The following is a 25395-nucleotide window of genomic DNA, read 5'->3' on the forward strand; positions in this document are numbered from 1 at the left end:
GGACGTCGGCCGGGGGCCGGCGGCCGGGCCCGCGGAAGGCGAGGGGGCCGCGCCGGACGTCATGTCCGGCGCGGCCCCGCCCGGCCCGGTGGGGGCGTGCGGCGGGTCAGCCGAGCCGGTGCATCCAGCCGTGCTTGTCCTCGGCCGTGCCGCGCTGGATGTCCAGCAGGGCCTGCCGCAGCCTGAGGGTGACCTCGCCGGGCTCGCCGCCCGACTGCTGCCACTCGCCGCCGGTGCGCTTGACCGTGCCCACCGGAGTGATCACGGCGGCGGTGCCGCAGGCGAAGACCTCCGTCAGGGTGCCGTCGGCGGAGTCCTGCTGCCACTGGTCGACGGAGATGCGGCCCTCCGCGGCCTCGTAGCCGAGGTCGCGGGCGACGGCGAGGAGGCTGTCACGGGTGACGCCCTCCAGGATGGAACCGGTGAGGGACGGCGTGACGATCTTGTCGCCGTACACGAAGTACAGGTTCATGCCGCCGAGCTCCTCGACCCACGTGCGCTCGACCGCGTCGAGGTAGCAGACCTGGGCGCAGCCCTGCGCGGCGGCCTCGGCCTGGGCGAGCAGCGAGGCGGCGTAGTTGCCGCCCGTCTTGGCGTCGCCCATGCCGCCCGGGACGGCACGCACGTGGTCCTCGGAGACCCAGATGGAGACCGGCTTCACGCCGCCGGGGAAGTAGGCGCCGGCCGGCGAGGCGATGACGAGGAAGAGGTACTCGTTGGCGGGCTTGACTCCCAGGCCGACCTCGGTCGCGATCATGAAGGGCCGCAGGTAGAGGGACTCCTCGCCGCCGTGCGCGGGCACCCAGTCCAGGTCCTGGGCGACGAGCGCGTCGCACGCCTCGATGAACGTCTCGACCGGCAGCTCGGGCATGGCGAGCCGACGGGCGGAGCGCTGGAAGCGCTTGGCGTTCTGGTCCGGCCGGAAGGTGGCGACGGAGCCGTCGGGGCGGCGGTACGCCTTCAGGCCCTCGAAGATCTCCTGCGCGTAGTGCAGGACGTTGGTGGCCGGGTCGAGGGGGATCGGCGCGTACGGAACGAGCTGGCCGTCGTGCCAGCCGCGGCCCTCGGTCCACTTGATCGTCACCATGTGGTCGGTGAAGTGGCGGCCGAAGCCGGGGTTCGCCAGGATCGCCTGCCGCTCGGCGGCGGAGGTGGGGCTGGCGGAGGGCTTGAGCTCGATCGTGGGCGTCGTCATGAGTGGTTGTCCTTCACCGGTTGTGTAGTGACGGGCCGCGCTCACGTCCGTACGGCCGGTGGCCGGTGGTAGGACGTCCGAGCATTCCCTCATACCGCGGCTCCGCGTTCGATTATCGCAAGAGGTGGACGAGGACCGGAAAACGGCGTGAATGCGACCCAGGGTTGATGGTGACACCCGGCGGGGGACATGCGGAAGCCGCCGGGCGCGCTTGCGACCCGGCGGCTTCGAGGCTCTCGAGCGGCGCGGGTCAGCCGGCTACTCGTACGGAGAGCGCGTCGCCGATCTCGGAGGTGCTGCGCGCGGGCAGCGAGCCGCGCTCCCCGAGGTCCGCGGAGACGGCGTCCTCGATACGGACGGCCTCGGCCTCGTAGCCGAGGTGGCGCAGGAGCAGGGCGACGGACAGGACCGTGGCGGTGGGGTCGGCCTTGCCCTGGCCCGCGATGTCCGGGGCCGAGCCGTGCACCGGCTCGAACATGGACGGGAACTCGCCGGACGGGTTGATGTTCCCGCTGGCGGCGACGCCGATGCCGCCGGAGACGGCAGCGGCGAGGTCGGTGATGATGTCGCCGAAGAGGTTGTCGGTGACGACGACGTCGAACCGCGCCGGGTCGGTCACCAGGTAGATGGTGGCCGCGTCGACGTGGATGTAGTCGGTGGTGACCTCGGGGAACTCCTCGGCCACCTGGTTGAAGACGTTCGTCCACAGGTGGCCGGCGAAGGCCAGCACGTTGTTCTTGTGGACGAGCGTGAGCTTCTTGCGGGGTCGGGCCTGCGCGCGGGCGAAGGCGTCGCGGACCACGCGCTCGACGCCGAACGCCGTGTTGACGGAGACCTCGGTGGCGACCTCGTGCGGGGTGCCCTTGCGGATCGTGCCGCCGTTGCCGGTGTACGGGCCCTCGGTGCCCTCGCGGACGACGACGAAGTCGATCTCGGGCTGACCGGCCAGCGGGGTGGCCACGCCGGGCAGGAGCTTCGACGGACGCAGGTTCACGTGGTGGTCGAAGGCGAAGCGCAGCTTGAGCAGGAAGCCCCGCTCCAGGACTCCGGAGGGGACGCTCGGGTCGCCGATCGCGCCGAGCAGGATCGCGTCGTGCTGCTTGAGCGCGTCCACGTCCTCGTCGGTGAGGGTCTCACCGGTGGCGTGGTAGCGCCGGGCGCCGAAGTCGTACTCCTTGGTCTCCAGCTTCACGTCCTGCGGGAGGACGGCGGAGAGGACCTTGAGACCTTCGGCCACGACCTCCTGGCCGATGCCGTCACCGGGGATCACTGCGAGATTGAGGCTGCGAGACATGCGGGAACCCTACTCCTCGTCCCAGGTGATGACACGGACCGTCCGTCATCCGGACAGCGGCGCGGCGGTGCACCCGACGGGACGGGGCGGGAGGCGGTGAGAGGTCGAGGTGCGGCGCGGGGCCCGAAGTCCCGTTCGGACGCCCGCGCCGCACCCCGTGCGGGTGCGGCTCCCGGACTGCGGGGCGGACCGGCTCAGTGGCCGGTCTCGCCTCCGTTGTCGCGGCGGTCGAGGGCGCGCTGCAGGGCGGCGGCGGCGTTCTTGCGGTCGGACTCGCTCGTACGGGAGACGTGACGGACTCGGCGGCGGACGGTCGTCTCGGCCATGGGAAATCGACTCCTTCGAAATCCAGGGAGTGCCTGAGGGGTTGCGAGACGCCGGAAGGGGCGGGGAGCGGACCGCAGGGGTTGCCTGCACGAGGCCCGGCTCACGACCGCCATTCGCTTGATCGAGCGAGACGTTCGGCTCCTACAAAGCTAAGCGAGGAGCGCGCGCCTGTCTCTACAATTACTCGGACTTCCTACTATCTGAGACGGCCGTCGATCGGACGGCCGACGCCAAGACCTCACCGAAGCCCACGGGGTCCTCCGTCCACGGCAGGCGGCCCGCCCCCTCCAGAGTGACCCGGCGCACGTGGGGCAGGGCGCGCCCCGGCGAGTCGACCGCCGAGCGGGGCCGGATGCCGCGGGCCCCGTCGACGATCAGCACGGGCCTCTCGAGCCGTCGGCAGGCCGCGGGCAGTGTGCCGAACGGGCCGGGTCCGGGGAAGACCGGCCCGTTCGGGGTAACGCGTGTGCGCTGTTGCGCCGTCAGCCCATGTGCGGGTAGGCGTAGTCGGTCGGCGGGACCAGCGTCTCCTTGATGGCGCGGGTCAGCGTCCAGCGCATCAGGTTCTGCGGGGCGCCGGCCTTGTCGTCGGTGCCGGAGGCGCGGCCGCCGCCGAAGGGCTGCTGGCCGACGACGGCGCCGGTCGACTTGTCGTTGATGTAGAAGTTGCCCGCCGCGTAGCGCAGCTTCTCCATCGTGTACGCGGCGGCGGCGCGGTCGTTCGCGATGACCGAGCCGGTGAGCGCGTAGTCCGAGACCGACTCCATCTGGGTCAGCATCGCGTCGTACGCCTCCGCCGAACTGTCGTCGTAGACGTGCACGGCGAGGAACGGGCCGAAGTACTCGGTGGTGAAGACCTCGTTCTCCGGGTCGGTGCACTCGACGACGGTCGGGCGCACGAACCAGCCCACCGAGTCGTCGTAGGTACCGCCCGCGACGATCGTGCAGGCCGGGTCCGCCTCGGCGCGGTCGATGGCCGCCTTGTTCTTGGCGAAGGAACGCTCGTCGATGACCGCGCCGATGAAGTGCGACAGGTCGGTGACGTCGCCCATGGTGAGGCTGTCGACCTCGGCCGCGAACTCCTCCTTGAAGCCGGAGTTCCAGATCGACGCCGGGATGTAGGCCCGGGAGGTCGCGCTGCACTTCTGGCCCTGGTACTCGAAGGCGCCCCGGGTGAGGGCCGTCTTCAGCACGGCGCGGTCGGCGCTCGGGTGGGCGACGACGAAGTCCTTGCCGCCGGTCTCGCCGACCAGACGCGGGTAGGTGCGGTACTTCTCGATGTTGGCGCCGACCGTCTTCCACAGGTGCTGGAAGGTCTTCGTGGAGCCGGTGAAGTGGATGCCGGCGAGGTCGCGGTGGTTCAGGGCGACCTCGGAGACCTCCAGGCCGTCGCCGGTGACCAGGTTGATGACGCCCTTCGGCAGCCCGGCCTCCTCCAGCAGGCGCATCAGCAGCACGGCGGCGTGCGTCTGCGTCGGGGACGGCTTCCACACGACCACGTTGCCCATCAGCGCGGGCGCGGTCGGCAGATTGCCCGCGATCGCCGTGAAGTTGAACGGCGTGATCGCGTAGACGAAGCCCTCGAGCGGGCGGTGGTCGAGACGGTTCCAGACGCCCGGGGAGTTGGCCGGGGGCTGCTCGGCCAGGATCTGGCGGGCGTAGGCCACGTTGAAGCGCCAGAAGTCGACGAGTTCGCAGGGGCAGTCGATCTCCGCCTGCTGGGCGGTCTTCGACTGGCCGAGCATGGTGGACGCGGCCAGCGTCTCCCGCCAGGGGCCGGCCAGCAGTTCCGCGGCGCGCAGGATGATCGCGGCACGGTCGTCGAAGGCCATCGCGCGCCAGGCGGGAGCGGCGGCGAGGGCCGCGTCGACGGCGTCCTGGGCGTCCTGGCGCGTGGCGTTGGCGTACGTGCCGAGGCGGGACTTGTGGTGGTGCGGCTGGACGACGTCGAAACGCTCTCCGCCGCCCATCCGCCGCTCGCCGCCGATGGTGCAGGGCAGGTCGATCGGGTTGTCGGCCAGTTCCTTGAGCTTGGCCTCCAGCCGGGCCCGCTCGGGCGAGCCGGGGGCGTAGCCGTGCACCGGCTCGTTGACGGGGGTGGGGACCTGGGTCACAGCGTCCATGAGGTCGGTAACTCCTTACTGAGCGTGTTGCGAGCGGGGGTGGGCTCAGCCCTTGCTGACCATCGAGCGCACGAAGAAGCGCAGGTTCGCCGGCTTCTCCGCGAGCCGGCGCATGAAGTAGCCGTACCAGTCGGTGCCGTAGGCGGTGTAGACGCGCATGCGGTGTCCTTCGGCGGCGAGTCGCAGATGCTCGTCGCTCCTGATCCCGTACAGCATCTGGAACTCGTACTCGTCGGGCTTGCGGCCGGCCTTGCGCGCGAGCTCCTGACCGATGGAGATCAGGCGCGGGTCGTGGGAGCCGATCATCGGGTACCCCTCGCCCTCCATCAGGGTCCGCAGGATCCGCACGTACGCCTTGTCGATCTCGTGCCGGTCCTGGTGGGCGACCTCGGCGGGCTCCTTGTAGGCGCCCTTCACCAGCCGCACCCGGCTGCCGCTCGCGGCGAGCCGGCGGGCGTCGGCCTCGGTGCGGAAGAGGTAGGCCTGGATGACGCAGCCGGTCTGCGGGAAGTCCTTCCGCAGTTCCTCGTGGACGGCGAACATCGAGTCGAGGGTGGTGTGGTCCTCGGCGTCGAGGGTGACGGTGGTGCCGATTGCGGCGGCGGCCTCGACGACCGGACGGACGTTGGCGAGGGCCAGTTCGTGGCCGCCGGGGAGCGCCTGCCCGAACATGGACAGCTTCACGGACGTCTCCACCCGCTCGCCGAGCTCGAGCTCCCCCAGCCGGTCGACCAGCGCCAGGTAGGCGTCCCGGGCGGCGAAGGCCTGCTCGGGGGTGGTGATGTCCTCGCCGACGACGTCCATCGTCAGCTCCAGACCCCGGCCGGTGAGCTCTTCGATGATCGGGACGACGTCGTCGACCGTCTCGCCGGGGATGAAGCGGTCGACGACCTGTTTCGTCACCGGGGCCGCCGAGATCATGCGTCGCATCCGGTCGCTGCGCGACGCGGCGAGAATCACGGGACCCAGCACGGGGCACCTCCACAGACCAGCAGACAGAACCACCGTGAAACCTAAGGATCCCTCCGATCGTGGGCCATCGACAGCTGTCACGCATCCGTGCCGCAGATCTCAGACAGATGTATGAAGCGCGGTCGCGCGTGGGGGAGAATGCCCCGGTGACGTCGGATTACCGGGACCATCGGGGCGACTACCAGGAGCTCGTCGACGAGCTCTCCGAGCTGCTGGGCGCCCCCGCGACCCTGGAGAACCGCGACTTCGAGCTCCTCGCCTTCGGCGCGTACGCGAGCGAGGACGAGCTGGACGAGTCGGCGCTGGACCCGGTCCGCACCCGCTCGATCCTGACCCGGCGTTCCACCTCCGCCGTCCGCGCCTGGTTCGAGGGCTTCGGCATCACGCGCGCGACGGGCCCGGTGCGGATCCCGCCCACGCCGGAGGCCGGCGTGCACCGGGGCCGCGTCTGCCTTCCCGTACGGCATCGGGGGGTCGTCCTCGGTTACGTCTGGCTGCTGGACGACGATCCCGGGCCCTCCGACGCGCAGCTCGCCTCGGCGATGGAGGTGACCGCCCGGATCGGCGCCCTGCTCGCCGACGAGGCCCGGCACGGCGCCGATCTCACCCGGGAGCTGCGGGCGGTCCTCGCGGCGCAGCCGGGCTGGCCGCGCGACATGGCGGTCGCGGAGCTGCGCACGGCGCTCGGGGCCCGCGCGGACGGCCCCCACACGGTGGTGTGCGTGACCCCCTGGCCCTCCGCCGATCCGGACGACGCGCCTTCGCTGCGCACCCTGCCCGGGGCGACGGCGTGGTGCACGGTGCCGTGGGGGACGGCGTCGCGGTCGCTGGCGCTGCTGGTGCGGCTGCGCTCGGCGGACGTCCTCGCCCCCGCGGCGTCGGCGGCGGTCCGGCTGCGGGAGCGGGCGCCGGAGGCGGCCGCGGGCGTGGCCGCGGGGCGGGTCGGTCTGGCGGAGCTCGGGGCCGCGTGGGAGGAGGCGTCGGCGTCGGCGCGGGCCGCCCTCGCCGAGCCCCGCCTCGGGCCGGTCGCGCTCTGGTCGTCCATCGGCCCGTACCGTCTGCTCACCTCGCTCCCCCCGGGAAGCGTCCATGACCCCGCCGTACGGGTACTGGCCTCCCCCGCCCACCACGAACTGGCCCGCACGGCCGAGGTCTATCTCGACTGCGCGGGCCAGGCCGGCCGCACGGCCGCCGCACTGGGCATCCACCGGCAGACGCTGTACTACCGGCTGTCGCGGGTGGAGCAGCTGACGGGCCTGGACCTGGACGACGGCGAGGACCGGCTGCTGCTGCACATGACGCTGAAGGCGGCCCGGCTGTAGCGGCCGGCCGTAGCGCTCGCGACGCCTCTGCGCTCAGTTCTTCGCCGCGCCCGCGATCACCCGCCGCAGCCCCTCCGTGAGCTGCGCCGCGTCCGTCGCCGTGGCCGGGTCGAACAGCCACTGGACCATGAGCCCGTTGAGGAGGGTCTGGTAGAAGCGGCCCTCCGTGTCGACGGTCTCCTTGTCGAGCTCGGCCTCCGGGACGCCGTTGAACATGGGCACGATCCCCGACCGGCCCTCCTCCTGCGCCGCGGCCAGCAGCTTGCGCACCTCGGGGAGCCGGTCGCCCTGGACGACGAGCTCGAAGCTCAGCAGCCAGATCGCGCGCGTCCGCGGCACCGAGCCGATGATGCTCGCCCACACCTCCTGGAAGCGTTCCAGCGATCCCGCGGGCGCAGTCGCCTCGCCGCCCCCGCCCCAGCCCGGGTCGAAGTCGTCGCCGGCGCTCTCGATCAACGAGACGTACGCCTGCACCAGCAGGGCGTCCTTGGAGCCGTAGTGGTAGCCGATCGACGCCAGATTGGTCCCCGACTCCTTGACGACGTCCCGCGCGGTCGTCCGCAGGAACCCCTTCTCCAGCAGGCAGCGTTTGGCGCCTTCGAGCAGATCCTCACGATGTCCCATGCCGTCACCCTATCCCCGATCCATACGAGCGTCCTATACGCATGACTTATACAGTCGTTCTAGACAAGCGTTTAAGACGCCCGTACAGTCCCTGTCATGACGAACCCGACGAGCACTGTCACCGCCCCGGCGCCCCGCGCCGGCCGCCGCGAATGGACCGCCCTCGGCGTGCTGATGCTTCCGCTGCTCCTGGTCTCCATGGACGTCTCCGTCCTCTACTTCGCGATCCCGGCGATCAGCGCGGATCTCGAGCCGAGCGGCACCCAGCAGCTGTGGATCTTCGACATCTACGCGTTCGTCCTCGCGGGCCTGCTGATGACGATGGGCTCCCTGGGCGACCGCATCGGCCGGCGCCGGCTGCTGCTGATCGGCGCCGCCGCCTTCGGCGCCGCCTCGCTGATCGCGGCCTACGCGGGCAGCGCCGAGACCCTGATCGCGGCCCGCGCGGTCCTCGGTATCGGCGGCGCGACCCTGATGCCCTCGACGATGGCCCTGATCCGCACGATGTTCACCGACCCCGGCCAGCGCGCCAAGGCGATCGGCCTGTGGTCCGGGGTGATGACGGGCGGCATCGCGCTCGGCTCCGTGATGAGCGGCGTGCTGGTCGAGTACTTCTGGTGGGGCTCGGTCTTCCTGGTCAACCTGCCCGCGATGGCCCTGCTGCTCGTCCTCGGCCCGGTCCTGCTGCCGGAGTCGCGCGACCCCGCCCCGGGCCGCTTCGACTGGCCGAGCGTCCCGCTGTCGATGGCCGCGGTGCTCCCCGTGATCTACGGCCTGAAGGAGATCACGTCCGAGGGCCGGCACACCGAGTACGTCCTCTCGGTCGCCGTGGGCCTGCTCTTCGCGGCCCTCTTCGTCCACCGTCAGCGCACGGCGGCAGACCCGATGATCTCCCCGGCCCTGTTCCGCGGACACGGGTTCGCGGCGGCGCTCGTCCTCAACCTGGTCTCCGCGTTCGGCATGATGGGCTCGGCGTTCTTCACCACCCAGTACCTGCAGTCCGTGCTCGGCAAGAGCGCGCTGGAGGCGGCCCTGTGGGCGCTGCTCCCGGCCGTGCCGATCGGGATGGCCGGGCCCGTCGCCACCACCCTGGTCCAACGGGGCGTCAACCGCGCGTACGTCGTGACGGCCGGCTTCACGGTCGCGGCGGCCGGCTACGCCCTGCTGGCCCTCGCCGGCGCCGACTCGATGTGGCTCGTGCTGACCGCGTGCGCCGTCCTCGCCTCCGGGATCGTCATGGTCCTCTCCCAGATGACGGACCTGGCGCTGAGCTCGGCCCCGACCGAACGAGCGGGCTCCGCGTCCGCCCTGCTGGAGACCGGCACCGAGTTCGGCGGCGCCCTCGGCATGGCGGTCCTCGGCTCCATCGGCACCGCCCTCTACCGCCACGGCATCCCGGCCTCGGCCCCGGCGGAGGCCCGCGAGACCCTCGGCGGCGCCCTGGCGGTGGCCGCCCGTCTCCCGGGGCGCACGGGAGACGCCCTGGCCACGACGGCCCGCGAGGCCTTCACCCACGGCATGCAGGGCGCGGCGATCGCCGGCGCGCTGATCCTCGCCGGCGCGGCGGCAGCGGCCTCACTGACGCTGCGCAGGATCCGCGTCGACGACAAGTGAGGGCCTCTGTGCACAGAACGCCGGACGGGCTGAGATTCTCAGCCCGTCCGGCGTGTGAGGACGAGGCCCCTTCAGGGCCGAAGCGAGGGCCCGGGGACCGCAGCCCCCGGTGCGTGCGGCACCCTCAGACGAGGTTCACCGCACGAGCGGACGTCGCGCCGATCTCCTCCGCGACCTCCGCCAGCACACCCGCGGGCACCGTGTCGTCCACGGTCAGGACGGCCAGCGCCTCGCCGCCCACCGCGGCCCGGGCGACCTGCATGCCGGCGATGTTGATCCCGGCCTCGCCGAAGACCCGGCCGACGGTTCCGACGACGCCCGGCCGGTCCTCGTACTTGAGGACGACCATGTGGTCGGCGAGCGCGAGGTCGACGTCGTACTCGCCGACCGCGACGATCTTCTGCAGGTGCTTGGGGCCGGCCAGCGTGCCGGAGACCGACACCTCCTCGCCGTCCGAGAGCGTGCCGCGCACGGTGACGACGTTGCGGTGGTCGGCCGACTCCGAGCTGGTCGTCAGCCGCACCTCGACACCACGCTCCTGCGCGAACAGCGGGGCGTTGACGTAGGACACCGTCTCGTCGACGACGTCCTCGAAGACGCCCTTGAGAGCCGACAGCTCCAGGACCTTCACGTCGTGCTGGGTGATCTCGCCGTACACCTCGACGTCGAGACGGACCGCGACCTCGCCCGCCAGCGCGGTGAAGATCCGGCCGAGCCGCTCGGCGAGGGGCAGACCCGGCTTGACGTCCTCGGCGATGACACCGCCCTGCACGTTCACCGCGTCGGGGACGAGCTCACCGGCGAGCGCGAGGCGCACCGACCGCGCGACCGCGATGCCGGCCTTCTCCTGCGCCTCGTCGGTCGACGCGCCGAGGTGCGGAGTGGCCACGACCTGGTCGAACTCGAACAGCGGGGAGTCCGTGCAGGGCTCCTTCGCGTACACGTCGAGGCCGGCGCCGGCGACCCGGCCCTCCTTCAGCGCCGAGTACAGCGCCTCCTCGTCGACGATCCCGCCGCGGGCGGCGTTGACGATGCGCACGCTCGGCTTGACCTTGCGCAGCGCCTCGTCGCCGATCAGACCGACCGTCTCGGGGGTCTTCGGCAGGTGGACGGTGATGAAGTCGGCGACCTCGAGCAGCTCGTCCAGCGACAGGACCTTCACGCCCATCTGCGCGGCGCGCGCGGGCTGCACGTAGGGGTCGTAGGCGACGACCTTCATACCGAAGCCGGACATCCGCTGCGCGACGAGCGCGCCGATGCGGCCGAGGCCGACGACGCCGAGCGTCTTCTCGGCCAGCTCGACGCCGGTGTACTTGCTGCGCTTCCACTCGCCGTTCTTCAGCGCGGCGTTGGCCTGCGGAATGTGGCGGGCGGTGGCGAGCAGCAGACCGCAGGCCAGCTCGGCGGCGGTCACGATGTTCGAGGTGGGGGCGTTGACGACCATCACGCCGGCCTTGGTGGCGGCGGAGACGTCGACGTTGTCCAGGCCGACGCCGGCTCGTGCGACGACCTTCAGCTTGTTCGCGGCGGCGATCGCCTCGGCGTCGACCTTGGTGGCCGAGCGGATCAGGATCGCGTCGACGTCGGCGATGGCCGGGAGCAGTTCAGCTCGGTCCGCTCCGTTGCAGTGCCGGATCTCGAAGTCCGGGCCAAGCGCGTCCACGGTCGCGGGCGACAGCTCTTCAGCGATGAGTACGACAGGTTTCGAGCTCACGTGAGTCCTCACAAGTCCAGAGCGTGCGGACGGCCGTCCCGACGGCCGCAGGCGGAGGAGGGGCTAGCCGCGTGGAAGACGCACGACGCTGTGGGCCTGAACGCGTATATAGGCAGCAGTGTAGTGCTGCGGCGGAGGTCGCCTCGTGCCTCCGCGGAAGGATCACCCGTCCGTGGGTGGACGGGATGGACAACGGGGCCGGAGCAGTGCGCTCCGGCCCCTGTCCTCGAGGCCTAGGCCTCTTCGTCGACCCAGCTCATCAGCTTGCGGAGCTGCTTGCCGGTGGTCTCCAGCAGGTGCTCGGAGTCCTGCTGCTTGTACTCGTTGTACTTCTTCAGACCGCCGTGGTACTCGGCCATCCACTCACGCGCGAAGGTGCCGTCCTGGATCTCGGCGAGGACCTTCTTCATCTCCGCCTTGGTGGCGTCCGTGATGATCCGCGGACCGGTGACGTAGTCGCCCCACTCGGCGGTCTCGGAGACCGACCAGCGCATCTTCTCCAGGCCGCCCTCGTACATCAGGTCGACGATCAGCTTCAGCTCGTGGAGGCACTCGAAGTACGCGATCTCCGGCTGGTAGCCCGCCTCGGTCAGCGTCTCGAAACCGGCCTTGACCAGGGCGGCCGTACCACCGCAGAGGACGGCCTGCTCACCGAACAGGTCGGTCTCGGTCTCCTCGGTGAAGGTCGTCTTGATGACGCCGGCGCGGGTGCCGCCGATGCCCTTGGCGTAGGACAGCGCCAGCGCGAAGGCGTTGCCGGTGGCGTCCTGCTCGACGGCGGCGATGCACGGAACGCCGCGGCCTTCCTCGTACTGACGGCGCACCAGGTGGCCGGGGCCCTTCGGGGCGACCATGCAGACGTCGATGCCGGCCGGGGGCTTGATGAAGTCGAAGCGGATGTTCAGACCGTGGCCGAAGAACAGCGCGTCGCCGTCCTGGAGGTTGTCCTTGATGGACTCCTCGTAGACCTGGGCCTGGATCGGGTCCGGCACCAGGATCATGATGACGTCGGCCTCGGCGGCGGCCTCGGCCGGGGTGACCACGCGCAGGCCCTGCTCCTCGGCCTTGGCCTTGGACTTGGAGCCCTCGTGCAGACCGACGCGGACGTCGACACCGGAGTCACGGAGCGACAGGGCGTGGGCGTGGCCCTGGCTGCCGTAGCCGATGACCGCGACCTTGCGGCCCTGGATGATGGACAGGTCGGCGTCGGCGTCGTAGAACAGCTCGGCCACTTTGGGTTCTCTCCTTGAGTGCAGGTGGTACGTCCCACCGTATGACGGAGGGCGGAAGGTAGGTCTCGGGGTCTCGGCATACGGGCGGCCGATGACGTCGGCCGCCCGTTCCCATACTTATGCCGACCGGTCGAGGGCGCGCAGCGAGCGGTCCGTGATCGAACGGGCGCCCCGGCCGATCGCGATCGTGCCGGACTGGACCAGCTCCTTGATGCCGTACGGCTCCAGCATCTTGAGCATGGCGGTGAGCTTGTCGTTGCTGCCGGTGGCCTCGATGGTCACGGCCTCCGGGGAGACGTCGACGGTCTTGGCGCGGAACAGCTGGACGATCTCGACGATCTGCGAGCGCGTCTCGTTGTCGGCGCGCACCTTCACCAGAACGAGTTCGCGGTGAACGGCCTGTCCCGGCTCCAGTTCGACGATCTTCAGCACCTCGACGAGCTTGTTGAGCTGCTTGGTGACCTGCTCCAGCGGCAGCGCGTCGACGCTCACCACGATCGTGATGCGGGAGATGTCGGCGTGCTCGGTGACGCCGACGGCGAGCGAGTCGATGTTGAAGCCCCGGCGGGAGAACAGGGCGGCGATCCGGGCCAGGATGCCCGGCTTGTTCTCCACCAGGACGGAGAGCGTGTGCTTGGACATGTCTTCTTACGTCTCTCTCGCTCAGTCGTCTTCGTTGTCGCCGAAGTCGGGGCGGACGTCCCGGGCGGCCAGGATCTCGTCGTTGGAGGTGCCGGCGGCGACCATCGGCCACACCATCGCGTCCTCGTGGACGATGAAGTCGACGACGACGGGACGGTCGTTGACGGAGTTCGCCTCCTCGATGACCTTGTCGAGGTCGTCCGGGGACTCACAGCGGATCGCGTAGCAGCCCATGGCCTCCGACAGCTTCACGAAGTCGGGGACGCGGGTGCCCCGGGCCTGCGGGTTGACGTCGTTCGGGCCGGAGTGCAGCACGGTGTTGGAATAGCGCTGGTTGTAGAACAGGGTCTGCCACTGGCGGACCATCCCGAGGGCGCCGTTGTTGATGATGGCGACCTTGATCGGGATGTTGTTCAGGGCGCAGGTGGTGAGTTCCTGGTTGGTCATCTGGAAGCAGCCGTCGCCGTCGATCGCCCAGACCGTCTGGCCGGGCGCGCCCGCCTTGGCGCCCATCGCGGCCGGCACCGCGTAGCCCATCGTGCCCGCACCGCCGGAGTTCAGCCAGGTGGCGGGCTTCTCGAACTGGACGAAGTGCGCGGACCACATCTGGTGCTGGCCGACGCCCGCCGCGAAGATCGTGCCTTCGGGGGCGAGCTGTCCGATGCGCTCGATGACGTGCTGCGGGGAGAGCGAACCGTCGGCGGGCTGGTCGTAGCCGAGCGGGTAGGTGTCGCGCCAGCGGCTCAGGTCCTTCCACCAGGCGGTGTAGTCGCCCTGCTGCCCCTCGCTGTGCTCCTTCTGGACGGCCTGGACCAGGTCCGCGATGACCTCGCGCGCGTCGCCGACGATCGGGACGTCGGCGGCGCGGTTCTTGCCGATCTCCGCCGGGTCGATGTCCGCATGGACGATCTTGGCGTGCGGCGCGAAGCTGTCCAGCTTGCCGGTGACGCGGTCGTCGAAGCGGGCGCCGAGCGCGATGATCAGGTCGGCCTTCTGCAGACCGGTGACGGCGGCCACCGAGCCGTGCATGCCGGGCATCCCCAGGTGCTGCGGGTGGCCGTCGGGGAAGGCGCCCAGCGCCATCAGCGTGGTGGTGACGGGCGCGCCGGTCAGCTCGGCGAGGACCTTCAGCTCCGCCGTGGCGCCGGCCTTCAGGACACCGCCGCCGACGTAGAGGATCGGCCGCTTGGCGGCGGTGATCAGCTTCGCGGCCTCGCGGATCTGCTTGGCGTGCGGCTTGGTCACCGGACGGTAGCCGGGCAGGTCCATGGTGGGCGGCCAGGAGAACGTGGTCTTCGCCTGGAGGGCGTCCTTGGCGATGTCGACCAGGACCGGGCCCGGCCGGCCGGTGGAGGCGATGTGGAAGGCCTGCGCGATGACCTGCGGGATGTCCTCGGCCTTGGTGACCAGGAAGTTGTGCTTGGTGATCGGCATGGTGATGCCGACGATGTCCGCCTCCTGGAAGGCGTCCGTGCCGATCGCCTTGGACGCGACCTGCCCGGTGATCGCCACGAGCGGCACCGAGTCCATGTGAGCGTCGGCGATCGGGGTCACCAGGTTGGTGGCGCCGGGTCCGGAAGTCGCCATGCAGACGCCGACCCGGCCGGTGGCCTGGGCGTAGCCGGTGGCGGCGTGGCCCGCGCCCTGCTCGTGGCGGACCAGGACGTGACGGACCCTCGTCGAGTCCATCAGCGGGTCGTAGGCGGGAAGGATCGCACCGCCGGGAATGCCGAATACCGTGTCGGCGCCGACCTCCTCGAGAGAGCGGATGAGGGACTGCGCACCCGTCACGTGCTCGACGGACGCGGAGTGCTGTCCTCCGGATCGGGGCCGCGGCTGCGGATGGGCCCCGGTGGCCTGCTCGGTCATCGGCATTCTCTTCTCGATGCTGAGGGTTTTACTGAAGGTTCTACGGGTGCTGCTGGGGGTGGTGCGGGGGCGTCGCCCCGGGTTTTGTGCAACAAAAAACCCCTCGTGCCATAAGGCAAGCGAGGGGAGCGCGCCGGGTGTGGGTCGCTGTGAGTTCCGGGTTTCTCCGGACGCCACCAGCTTCAGCCGACGCGCTTGCCAAGTACGAGAATTCGGGTGCGCATGGCATTGACCCTCCCCCTGGCGCGCACCGACTGTCAAGTGGGTGGGACGGGAGTCTCATTATGTGAGCGTAGGGCACTTCCGCTCCCCAGGACGGCGGTCACCCCACTGGTGTACACCCCCGCGCCGCCGCCCGCGAACGCGGGCTCCGCGGGCCCGTCGTGCGGCACCGGATAGCGGCCCGTCGCGAGCGCGCGGCGCAGCCGGTACTCGTCGAGGGGTCCGGAGAACGCCATCCCCTGACCGTGCGTGCAGCCCATCGCGTGCAGTGCGACGACCTGCTCGGGCAGGTCCACGCCCTCGGCGACCGACTGCAGCCCCAGGTCGGAGGCGATCCGCAGCAGCCCGCCGGTGATCTTGTTCAGCCGGGCGGACTCGACGACCCCCTCGACCAGCGTGCGGTCGAGCTTGAGGACGTCCACCGGGAGCCGGCGCAGCGCCGTGAGGGCCCCGTAGCCGCCGCCGAAGCCGTCCAGGGCGATCCGGACGCCCAGGCGGCGCAGGGCCCCCAGACGGCGCTCCAGCTCGTCCAGCGGCACCCTGGGGTCGGTGTCCGAGAGTTCGACCACCAGCGAGCCCGACGGCAGGCCGTGTCGCGTCAGCAGCGCCTCCACCGAGCCCAGCGGCATCGAGCGGTCCAGCAGACGCCGGGCGCCCACCCGGACGACCACCGGCAGCGTCAGCCCGCTCGCGGTCCGGTCGGCGGCCTGCTCGACGGCCTGCTCCAGCACCCAGCGGCCCAGTTCGGACGTCCTGTCGCCGTCCTCGGCGACCCGGAGGAACTCGGCGGGCGTGAAGAGCACGCCCTGCGAGGAACGCCAGCGGGCCTGTGCGGCGACCGACGAGATCCGGCCGTCGCAGAGGCGCACCACGGGCTGGTGCAGGAGGGCGAACTCGCCGTCGTGCAGCGCGGCACGCAGCCGCGTGGCCAGCTCCGCCTTGCGCACGACGTCCTGCTGCATCTGCGGCTTGTACAGCTCGACCCGGCCCTTGCCGCCGGCCTTGGCGCGGTACATGGCGAGGTCGGCGTTGCGCAGCAGCTCCCCCGCGCCCAGACCGGGTTCCGCGAAGGCCACGCCGATCGACGCGGCGACGCGGACCTCGTTGCCGTCGATGAGGTACGGCTGCGAGAGCGTGAGCCGGAGCCGGTCGGCGAGTTCCAGTATGTGACGCTCGCGGGCGGACCGGTCACGGGTGCCGTCGCCGACGATCAGGGCCGCGAACTCGTCGCCGCCCAGCCGGGACGCGGTGTCGCCCTGGCGGACCGCGTCCTGCAGCCGGCGGGCGGCCTGCACCAGCAGGGCGTCGCCGGCGGCGTGGCCGATGGTGTCGTTGACGGCCTTGAAGCCGTCGAGGTCGATGAAGAGGACGGCCGTGTTGCGCAGGGCGGGGCCCCGGTCGGAGCTGCGGCGGCCGGACAGCGCCTGCTGGACGCGCCGGGTGAACAGCGCACGGTTGGGCAGGTCGGTGAGCGGGTCGTGCTCGGCGTTGTGCTGGAGCTGCGCCTGCAGGCGCACCCGCTCCGTCACGTCCCGGCTGTTGAAGATCAGGCCGCCGTGATGCCGGTTGACGGTCGACTCGACGTTGAGCCAGCCTCCTCCGCCGGAACGGAATCGGCACTCGATGCGCGTGGTGGGCTCGTCCTGCGGGCTGGCGGCGAGGAAGCGGCGCACCTCGTGAACGACACAGCCCAGGTCCTCCGGGTGGATGAGGTGGGCCAGTTCGGTGCCCACCAGCTCCTCGGCGGACCGGCCGTACACGCCGGCGGCGGCCGGGGAGACGTAACGCAGCACGCCGCTGGGGGCGGCGATCATGATGACGTCGCTGGAGCCCTGCACCAGGGAGCGGAAGTGGTTCTCCTTCTGCGCCAGTTCCTGGGTGAGGGCGATGTTGTCGAGCAGCATGATCCCCTGGCGGACCACGAGGGCGAGCACGACCGTGCCGCCGGTCAGCAGCACCACGCGGTCGACGCTGCGTCCGTTGAGGACGTTGTAGAGGATGCCCAGGGTGCAGACGGCGGCGGCGAGGTACGGGGTGAGCGCGGCCAGCGAGCCGGTGATGGGCCGGGTGGCCGGATAGCAGCCGTGATCACCGCCTTGCGGGGGCGTCGGGGAGTGCGGGGACGTCGGGGTCTGCGGGGACGTGACGCTCCGGGCTCCGGGGCGCTGTCCGGGCAGGTGCTCGTGCACCACGCGCGTGTGCCCCTCGTCTACCACCCGCCCGTGCCGGCGGTATGCGGCCCAGGGCGCGTACGCCAGGAGAAGCGAGCCGGCGAACCAGCCGGCGTCCAGGAGCTGGCCCGAGCGGTATTCGTTGTGCAGCAGCGGCGAGGTGAACAGGGCGTCGCACACGACGGTCAGCGCGAGGGCGCCGACGGCCGTGTTGACCCCGGTGCGGTTCACCGCGGTGCGCCGGAAGTGCAGCACCAGCACCATGCTCACCAGGGCGATGTCGAGCAGCGGGTACGCCAGCGACAGCGCCGCGTGCGCCACGCTCGGGCCGTCGAGTTTGGCGGCCTGGGCGAGCGCGAGGCTCCAGGAGAGGGTGAGCAGCGAGCCGGCGATCAGCCAGGCGTCCAGCCCCAGGCAGACCCAGCCCGCCTTGGTCACGGGGCGGGCGGCGAGCACCAGCAGCCCCACGATGGCGGGGGGCGCGAAGCACAGGAAGAACAGGTCGGCGAAGCTGGGACTGGGCACGGGCCGCCCCAGGACGACCTCGTACCAGCCCCACACCAGGTTGCCGAGGGCCGCCATCGCCGAGGAGAGCGCGAACAGCATCCAGGCGGGTCGAAAGCGGACCCGGCGGATGCGCGCGTAGCAGAAACAGGACACGGCGGCCGTGGCGGCGGCGGCGGTCAGCCCGAAGTCGCCCATGATCAGCGCGAGTTCTTCCGAGCCCCAGCCGAGCGCGGCGCCGACGGCGTATCCCGCGCACAGGAAGGCCAGCAGAAGCTGGTGGACCACGTTGGGTCCGGGGCCGCCCGAGGGCGGCGCGGTGAAGCGCGGCGTACCCGCCGGAGGCCGCGTGCGCGGCGCTCCGTCGAGGAGGGGGGCGGAGGTCGTCGGCGAGCTCACCGGGCCCTCCCGGTCCGTGCCGCCCCCGGGTCCCGGTGAGTGCTGCGAGCGCGTGCGCGCGCGGCCGAGCGCCAGGGTCGCCGGCGGCGGCTCCGCCGCGTCGGATCGTTCGTCCATTGGCCGTGCATCGCCCGTCGCCCCCCTCACAAGTCTGAGATGTCCGTCCCTGACGCCGATCGTGCGCGGCGCAGCCCCTGTCGGGACGATACACCAGTATCGTCACTCAGGGACATAGTTCCTCTACGCTGCGTGACGATCATCGGCATATGCGCCCGGATGAGGTACGGACCGCGTCCGGGGGACTGCGGAGGGTGCCCGAACCGGACCGCGGGACAGCCGTCGCCGTCACGCTCCGGTCGGGGTACCCGTCGTGAGGATCACGTTGCGCAGCGGTTCGCGGTTCACGAAGCGGCGCAGCTGGTCGGCCAGGAGGCGCTCGGCGCGTGGCCGGAAGGCGGAGGTGGGTCCGCCGACGTGCGGGCTCACGAGCACGCCCGGCGCGGTCCACAGGCGGTGCCCCGGGGGCAGCGGCTCGGGATCGGTGACGTCCAGCGCCGCGGTCAGCCGGCCGCTCTCCAGTTCCGTGAGCAGCGCCTCGGTGTCGACGACCCCGCCGCGGGCCACGTTGACGAGCAGCGCGCCGTCCTTCATCCGGGCCAGGAAACCGGCGTCGGCGAGGCCCAGGGTGGTCTCGTTCAGGGGCGTGCAGAGGATCACGACGTCCGCTTCGGGGAGCAGGGCGGGCAGTTCGGCGATCGGATGCACGGCTCCGCGCGCCGTCGTGCGCCAGGAGCGCGCGACGCGCGCCACCCGCGCCACCTCGAAGGGCACGAGCCGGTCCTCGATGGCGGAGCCGATGGAGCCGTATCCGACGATGAGGACGTTCTTGTCGGCGAGCGCCGGCCGGAACCCGCCGAGCCACTCCCCCCGGTCCTGGGCCCGGACGAAGTCGGGGACCCCGCGCAGCGAGGCGAGGACCAGGGTGAGCGTGAGCTCGGCCGTGCTCGCCTCGTGCACCCCGCGCGCGTTGCAGAGCCGTACGCCGGGAGGCAGCGAGCCGAGGGCCGGCTCCACGTGGTCGATGCCGGCGGACAGGGTCTGCACGACCTCCAGCGAGCTCATCGCGGACAGGGGCCGCTGCCCGACCTCGGGGGCCTTCATGTAGGGGACGACGTAGAAGGCGCAGTGGGCGGGATCCGCCGGGAAGTCCTGCTCGCCGTTCCAGAAGCGGTAGGCCGGGCCTTGCGGGAGGCCCTCGATCTCTTGTGGGGGGATGGGCAGCCATACGTCAGCACTCATGGTCGGGAGGCTATGTCAGGCCCATGCCGCGGCAGAGGTTAGGTTGGGGGACCGGGTGAGGGAGGGTTTCGAGCAGGTGGAGCGCAGGACGATCGGCGCGGGGGCGCTCGAGGTGGGCGCCGTCGGTCTCGGGTGCATGCCGATGAGCTGGGCGTACAGCGGGTCGCGGCAGCGGGGCGACGAGTCGCTCAGGACGGTGCACCGGGCGCTGGACGAGGGCTCGTCCCTGCTGGACACGGCCGACATGTACGGCCCGTTCACCAACGAGCTGTTACTGGGGCGGGCGTTGAAGGAGCGGCGCGAGGACGCGTTCGTGTCGACGAAGGTCGGTCTGCTCGTCGGCGAACAGCACATCGTGGCGAACGGCCGCCCGGGATACGTGAAACGGGCCTGCGACGCCTCCCTGCGGCGACTGCAGACGGATGTCATCGACCTCTACCAGCTGCATCGCGCCGACCCCGAGGTCCCGATCGAGGAGACCTGGGGCGCGATGGCCGAGCTGGTCCAGGCGGGCAAGGTGCGGGCGTTGGGGCTGTGCGCGGTGGGCGCGCGGGGCGGCCGGCGATCGAGCGGGCACCTGTACGACGGAACGATTCGGCAGCTGCGACGCGTCCAGCAGGTCTTCCCGGTGAGCGCCGTCGAGGCGGAGCTGTCGCTGTGGTCGCCGGAGGCGCTGGACGGCCTGCTGCCCTGGTGCGAGGCGCGCGGTGTCGGCTTCCTGGCCGCGATGCCGCTCGGCAACGGCTTCCTCACCGGCAGGCTGACTCCCGGGGAGGGGTTCGAACCGGACGACATGCGGGCCCGGCATCCGCGGTTCACCGCCGAGATGATGGCTTCCAACCAGCCGATCGTCGTCGGCCTGCGCCGGGTCGCCGCCCGGCACGGCGACACCGTGACGGCCGCGCAGGCGGCCCTGGCCTGGGTACTGGCGCAGGGCCGGCACGTGGTGCCGGTCCCGGGCGCCAAACGGGAGCGGTGGGTGTCGGAGAACGCGCGCGCCCCCCGTCTGCGTCTGACGCCGCAGGATCTGGCCGAACTGGCGCATCTGCCGGGGGCCCAGGGATCGTGGGAGTGAGCGTCCCGCCCGGGACGCCGGGGCCGTGGAACGAGCGCCGCTTTCGGGTCGACCTCGCGCCGGACGGGAACCCCACGGGCGTCACCGGCGTAAGACAGGTGAAGCCTGCCGAGGGAACCCGTGTGTCGAAGGGACCATGATCGTGCGACGTCGAGCTGTGTCGGCCGTGTTGGCCACGGGTGCCCTGCTGGTGACGGCCGGCTGCTCCTCCGGCGCCGGAGGGTCGCCCGCTGCCTCCACCGGCACGCCGGCGGGGAGCGCGGCCGCCCCGACCGCCCCGGCCGCCGAGGAGACCCCGCCCGCGAAGGGCACGGTCGAAGTGGTGCGCACGGTCACCGAGGGGCTGAACAGCCCCTGGGGCCTCGCCCCCCTCCCCGAGGGCGGCCTGCTGGTCGGCTCGCGCGACGAGGGCACGATCACGCGGGTGGACGAGAAGACGGGCGGGAAGACCGAGCTCGGCGAGGTGCCGGGCGTCTCCGCGGCCGGCGAGGGCGGCCTGCTGGGCCTCGCCCTCTCCCCCGACTACGCCTCCGACCACATGGTCTACGCATACGTCACCTCCGCCTCCGACAACCGTGTCGTCCGCATGATCTACGACGCGAAGCGACCCGCCGGCGATCAGCTGGGGGCTCCCGACACGGTCTTCAAGGGCATCCCCAAGGGCATGATCCACAACGGCGGCCGGATCGCCTTCGGTCCCGACCGGCAGCTGTACATCGGCACCGGCGAGAACGGCGACCGGGGACTGGCACAGGACAAGAAGTCCCTCGGCGGCAAGATCCTGCGGCTGACCCCGGAGGGCGAGCCGGCCCCCGGCAACCCGTTCCCGGACTCCCCGGTGTACTCGTACGGCCACCGCAACGTGCAGGGACTGGCCTGGGACGCCAAGCAGCGCCTGTTCGCATCGGAGTTCGGCCAGAACACCTGGGACGAGCTGAACGCGATCGAACCCGGCGCCGACTACGGCTGGCCCGTGGCCGAGGGCACGTCCAAGGACGGGAAGTACCGCAACCCGACAGCCCAGTGGCACACCGACGAGGCCTCTCCGAGCGGCATCGCGTACGCCGAGGGCTCGATCTGGATGGCGGGTCTGCGGGGGCAGCGCTTGTGGCGCGTCCCGCTGAAGGGCACGGCCGTCTCGGCGGATCCGCAGGCGTTCCTCAAGGGCGAGTACGGCCGGCTGCGCACGGTGGTGGCGGCGGGCGGCGGCAGACTGTGGGTCACCACCAGCGCAACGGACGGCCGCGGCGACCCGAAGAAGGGGGACGACCGGATCCTGGAGCTGCGGGTGACCTGACCGTCGCCGTCACCTCTCCCCCGTCGCGGACCTCTCCCCCGGCGGTCCGTCCTCCGGCGGCCCCTCCCCTGCCGGTCCGTCCTCCGTCGGCCCGCCCCCCGTCGGCCCGCCCCCCGTCGGCCCGCCCCCCGTCGGGTCCGGTTCGGACGCCCGGACCACGACCTTTCCGGAGGCGAGGTCTATCGGCCCGCGCCCGGGATCGGCGTCGCCGACGTCCTCCCGGGTCAGCTCGAGCCGGTTCTGCTCGTCCCGGGTGTGCTTGCGGCCCGGTGAGAAGAGTTCCTCGAAGGCGTTGAACATCGCTCTCCTCTGCCGGTACACGGTCAGCTTGCCCCATTATCGCGCGATCAGCCCGTCCCCGGCCCTCGGCGGGAACACCCCCAGGCGGTGGGCCACCGCCGCTGCCTCTCCCCGGCCCGAGACCTCGAGCTTCGACAGGATGTTCGAGACGTGCACGCTGGCCGTCTTCGGCGAGATGAACAGCTCCTCGGCGATCTGCCGGTTGGTACGGCCGGCGGACACCAGACGCAGCACGTCGCGTTCCCGGCCGGTGAGACCGAGTGCGGCGAGCGGGTCCGCGGGGCCGGACGGGGTCTCCGGCAGACCCGTGGCGGTGGTCCGGGGAAGCCGGGCACGCCGGCCGAGCAGGGCGACGGCGTCGGCGAGGGGGCGGGCCCCGAGGTGGGCGGCGACCGCGTGCGCGAGGCGCAGGAGTTCGCCGGCCCGGTCGCGTTCGGCGTCCCCGCCGACCGTGAGCAGGGCCTCGGCCATGCGGTGCCGGGCACGCGCGAGGTCGTAGGGGCGTTCCAGGCACTCGAAGGCGGCGACGGCCTCGGACCAGTCGTCCGGGTGGTTGCGGCCCTCGACGCGGGCGAGTTCGGCGTGGAGCCACAGCGCGTACGCCTGCCAGACGGGGGCGATGGCGGCGAGCTTCTTCGCCGCCAGGCGGATCCGGGCCGGCAGCCCGGCCTCGGCCCCGGCTGCCGCGGTGACCGCCGGCACCGCGTCGACCGCCGGCGCCGCCTCGACCGCGGACACCGCGGTGAGCAGCAAGGGCCAGGCGTAGCGCTGGGTGCCGGGCGGGAATCCGACGTCCAGGGCGTGTTCGAGGTGGGACCGGGCGTCGGCGGGACGGTTCTCGGCCACGGCGAGGGCGATGGCGAGGCGGGCGAGCGGGAGATGGTTCTGGGGCACGTGTTCGCGGGAGCCGAAGTAGCGGTGTGCGGCGTCCAGCCGGCGGGCCGCCTCGGGGAGGTCGCCCCGGGCCAGGGCGAGTTCGGCGCGCAGCGTGGCGTGGACGCCCTTGACGCCCACGCCCCGGGCGATCCGTCCCGCCTCGGCGCTCGCACGGTCCGCCTCGTCCCAACGCCCCAGCGACAGCAGGGACTCGGCGAGGTTGCCGTGGACCCACGCCTCGGTGTCGGGCAGCCCCTGCCGTCGGGCGTAGCGCAGTCCCTCCGCCATGATCGCGACGGCTTCCCCGGAACGCCCGACCGCTTCCAGCTCGGAGGGGAGGTTCACATAGGCGTCGAGCGCGACGGTGGGGATGTCCTCGGCGAGCGCCCGGTCCTTGACCTCGGACAGCTCGGCGAGGCCGGTCTCGATGTGCCCGGCGTCGACCATGAGGATGCCCAGGATCTGGCGGGCCTTGAGCTCGGTCTCGCGGGCGCCGACCATCCGGGCGTACTCCACCGCACGCTCGGCGGCGCGGTAGGCGTCCGGTCCCGGCACATGGAGGGCGGACCAGCCGGCGGCGTGGGCGAGCACCTCCGCGTGCACCTCGCTGGGCGGCAGACCCCGCATCAGTTCCTGTGCCCTGGTCAGTTCCTCACGGCCGCTGCCCCGTCCCAGGGAGCGCACCAGACGGGAGCGCTGCACCCAGAACCAGGCGGCGCGCCGGGGATCGCCGCCCTCGTCCTCCAGCAGCCGCAGCGCCCGCTTTGCGATCTTCAGGGCGCGTTCGCGTTCCCCGCAGTAACGGCCCGCGACGGTGGCCTCCGCCAGGAGGTCGAGATAGCACAGCGGGGCGACGGGGTCGCGACCGCCGGGAGCCCCCTCGCGCCGTTCGGACGGCCGGGACGGGTACACCTCGGTGTGGTCGACGGGACGCAGCGCGGCCCGCACCTGCGCCGGGGCGGCTTCCCACAGCTCCATCGCCCGCTCCAGGAGCCGCAGTTGCTCGCTGTAGGCGCGTCGGCAGCGGGCTTCGACGGAGGCGTCGAGGACGGCGGGCAGGGCCTCGGCCGGATCGTGGGCGTGGTACCAGTAGCTGGCCAGCCGCATCACGCGCTCGTCGGCGGGGACGAGCGTCGGGTCGGCCTGCAGGGCCTCGGCGTAGCGACGGTTGAGGCGGGAGCGTTCCCCGGGCAGGAGATCGTCGCTCACGGCCTCGCGGACCAGGGAGTGGCGGAAGCGGTAGCCGTCCCCGTCGGGCACCGCGAGCAGCAGATGGGCGTTGACGGCGGCACGCAGGGCCTCGATCAGATCGTCCTCGGCGAGCCGGGCGACGGCGTCCAGCAGCCGGTACTCGACGGTGGAGCCGCCCTCGGCGACGATCCGGGCGACGTGCTGGGCGCTGTCGGGCAGCGTCTCGACGCGGACGAGGAGCAGGTCGCGCAGGGAGTCGGTGAGGCCGGTGCGGCAGCCCTCGTGGGCGGCGACGGCGAGTTCCTCGACGAAGAAGGCGTTGCCGTCGGAGCGTTCGAAGATGGCGTCGACCTGCTCGGGGTCGGGTTCGCGGGCCAGGATGCCGGCGATCTGGCGACCGACCTCGTCCCGGGTGAAGCGGGCGAGTTCGAGACGCCGTACGGTGCGCAGCCGGTCGAGCTCGGCGAGCAGGGGGCGCAGCGGGTGACGGCGGTGGATGTCGTCCGCGCGGTAGGTGGCGACGACGACGAGGCGGCCGGTGCGCAGGGTGCGCAGGAGGTAGGACAGCAGATGGCGGGTGGAGGCGTCGGCCCAGTGGAGGTCTTCCAGGGCGAGGACGACCGTGCGGTCGGCGGCGACGCGTTCCAGCAGGCGTGCGACGAGCTCGAAGAGCCGGGCCATGCCCTCCTCGTCATGGCGTCCGACCGTGCTCTTCCCGCACTCCGGCACCAGTCGGGCGAGTTCGTCCTCCTGTCCGGCCGCGGCGGCGGCGAACTCGTCCGGCAGGGCCCGGCGCAGGGCGCGCAGGGCGCTGGAGAACGGGGCGAAGGGCAGTCCGTCCGCGCCGATCTCGACGCAGCCGCCGACCGCGACGACCGCGCCGCCACGGCCGGCGGTCGCCGCGAACTCCTCGACGAGCCTGGTCTTGCCGACGCCGGCCTCGCCGCCGACGAGCAACGCCTCGGGCTCTCCCGCGGCGGCACGGGAGAGCGCGTCGTTCAGGATATCCAGCTCGTCGGAGCGGCCGACGAAGACGGGGCTGACCGACCTGGTGTCCACAGGGGCGAGCATGGCACGCGGGGGCGAGGGGGGCCCAGCGGTTATCGCCGGGCCCCCGGCGAGCGCTCCTTCGG

At 71.9% G+C, this 25395-nt stretch carries 18 protein-coding genes; 4 read left to right on the top strand and 14 right to left on the bottom strand.

The window, feature by feature from the left end:
• Window positions 1–106: 106 nt before the first annotated feature.
• The 5 genes from ACN6LD_RS04065 to ACN6LD_RS04085 form a co-directional block, all read right to left on the bottom strand.
• Entirely contained in the window at window positions 107–1195 is a 1089-nt protein-coding gene (locus ACN6LD_RS04065) for a branched-chain amino acid aminotransferase (protein ID WP_319187338.1), read from the bottom strand.
• Window positions 1196–1445: 250 nt separating this feature from the next.
• Window positions 1446–2489, bottom strand: coding sequence for a 3-isopropylmalate dehydrogenase (locus ACN6LD_RS04070; protein WP_319187336.1), 1044 nt, complete (start codon window positions 2487–2489; stop codon window positions 1446–1448).
• A gap of 194 nt (window positions 2490–2683) precedes the next feature.
• Window positions 2684–2815, bottom strand: a complete 132-nt coding sequence (locus ACN6LD_RS04075; protein ID WP_015493350.1) for a hypothetical protein — start codon at window positions 2813–2815, stop codon at window positions 2684–2686.
• 483 nt (window positions 2816–3298) lie between these two features.
• On the bottom strand, window positions 3299–4939 hold the full coding sequence (gene pruA / locus ACN6LD_RS04080; protein WP_445042532.1) for an L-glutamate gamma-semialdehyde dehydrogenase: 1641 nt from the start codon (window positions 4937–4939) through the stop codon (window positions 3299–3301).
• A gap of 45 nt (window positions 4940–4984) precedes the next feature.
• Window positions 4985–5911: a proline dehydrogenase family protein gene (locus tag ACN6LD_RS04085; RefSeq protein ID WP_445042533.1), complete on the bottom strand. Its 927-nt coding sequence runs from the start codon at window positions 5909–5911 to the stop codon at window positions 4985–4987.
• A gap of 107 nt (window positions 5912–6018) precedes the next feature.
• Here ACN6LD_RS04085 and ACN6LD_RS04090 point away from each other — a divergent pair, with 107 nt between their 5' ends.
• The gene (locus tag ACN6LD_RS04090; protein WP_445042534.1) at window positions 6019–7233 is read left to right on the top strand and encodes a PucR family transcriptional regulator; all 1215 of its coding nucleotides are present in this window, start codon (window positions 6019–6021) and stop codon (window positions 7231–7233) included.
• A 33-nt stretch (window positions 7234–7266) separates the two neighbouring features.
• Here the strand turns inward: ACN6LD_RS04090 and ACN6LD_RS04095 are convergent, their stop codons facing one another.
• A complete protein-coding gene (locus ACN6LD_RS04095) occupies window positions 7267–7857 on the bottom strand; it encodes a TetR/AcrR family transcriptional regulator (RefSeq protein WP_319187326.1) in 591 nt (196 codons plus the stop codon).
• Window positions 7858–7953: 96 nt separating this feature from the next.
• On the opposite strand from ACN6LD_RS04095, the gene ACN6LD_RS04100 reads away from it, so the two are divergent.
• The gene (locus ACN6LD_RS04100; protein ID WP_319187324.1) at window positions 7954–9471 is read left to right on the top strand and encodes an MFS transporter; all 1518 of its coding nucleotides are present in this window, start codon (window positions 7954–7956) and stop codon (window positions 9469–9471) included.
• A gap of 124 nt (window positions 9472–9595) precedes the next feature.
• Here the strand turns inward: ACN6LD_RS04100 and serA are convergent, their stop codons facing one another.
• The 6 genes from serA to ACN6LD_RS04130 all read right to left on the bottom strand — a co-directional run bounded on the left by serA (window position 9596) and on the right by ACN6LD_RS04130 (window position 19523).
• On the bottom strand, window positions 9596–11185 hold the full coding sequence (gene serA, locus ACN6LD_RS04105) for a phosphoglycerate dehydrogenase (RefSeq protein ID WP_057584952.1): 1590 nt from the start codon (window positions 11183–11185) through the stop codon (window positions 9596–9598).
• A 233-nt stretch (window positions 11186–11418) separates the two neighbouring features.
• Window positions 11419–12417 carry a ketol-acid reductoisomerase gene (gene ilvC / locus ACN6LD_RS04110; RefSeq protein ID WP_319187322.1) on the bottom strand — a complete coding sequence of 333 codons (999 nt, stop codon included), beginning with the start codon at window positions 12415–12417 and terminating at the stop codon, window positions 11419–11421.
• A gap of 117 nt (window positions 12418–12534) precedes the next feature.
• Window positions 12535–13059, bottom strand: coding sequence for an acetolactate synthase small subunit (gene ilvN, locus ACN6LD_RS04115; RefSeq protein ID WP_057584948.1), 525 nt, complete (start codon window positions 13057–13059; stop codon window positions 12535–12537).
• Window positions 13060–13080: 21 nt separating this feature from the next.
• Window positions 13081–14928, bottom strand: coding sequence for an acetolactate synthase large subunit (locus ACN6LD_RS04120; RefSeq protein ID WP_445042535.1), 1848 nt, complete (start codon window positions 14926–14928; stop codon window positions 13081–13083).
• Window positions 14929–15185: 257 nt separating this feature from the next.
• Window positions 15186–18341 (bottom strand): EAL domain-containing protein, encoded by a 3156-nt coding sequence (locus tag ACN6LD_RS04125; RefSeq protein ID WP_445042536.1) that lies wholly within the window; start codon window positions 18339–18341, stop codon window positions 15186–15188.
• A 228-nt stretch (window positions 18342–18569) separates the two neighbouring features.
• A complete protein-coding gene (locus ACN6LD_RS04130; RefSeq protein WP_445042537.1) occupies window positions 18570–19523 on the bottom strand; it encodes a 2-hydroxyacid dehydrogenase in 954 nt (317 codons plus the stop codon).
• A 76-nt stretch (window positions 19524–19599) separates the two neighbouring features.
• Here ACN6LD_RS04130 and ACN6LD_RS04135 point away from each other — a divergent pair, with 76 nt between their 5' ends.
• Both ACN6LD_RS04135 and ACN6LD_RS04140 read left to right on the top strand, forming a co-directional pair.
• Entirely contained in the window at window positions 19600–20598 is a 999-nt protein-coding gene (locus tag ACN6LD_RS04135; protein WP_319191357.1) for an aldo/keto reductase, read from the top strand.
• Window positions 20599–20734: 136 nt separating this feature from the next.
• Window positions 20735–21895, top strand: a complete 1161-nt coding sequence (locus tag ACN6LD_RS04140) for a PQQ-dependent sugar dehydrogenase (protein WP_319191359.1) — start codon at window positions 20735–20737, stop codon at window positions 21893–21895.
• A gap of 9 nt (window positions 21896–21904) precedes the next feature.
• Here ACN6LD_RS04140 and ACN6LD_RS04145 read toward each other — a convergent pair whose 3' ends face one another.
• Window positions 21905–22195, bottom strand: a complete 291-nt coding sequence (locus ACN6LD_RS04145) for a DUF6191 domain-containing protein (protein WP_445042538.1) — start codon at window positions 22193–22195, stop codon at window positions 21905–21907.
• Between the two features lie 36 nt (window positions 22196–22231).
• Entirely contained in the window at window positions 22232–25333 is a 3102-nt protein-coding gene (locus ACN6LD_RS04150; RefSeq protein ID WP_445042539.1) for a helix-turn-helix transcriptional regulator, read from the bottom strand.
• Window positions 25334–25395 lie beyond the last annotated feature (62 nt).

The organism is Streptomyces sp. SAS_272 (genome assembly GCF_052543235.1).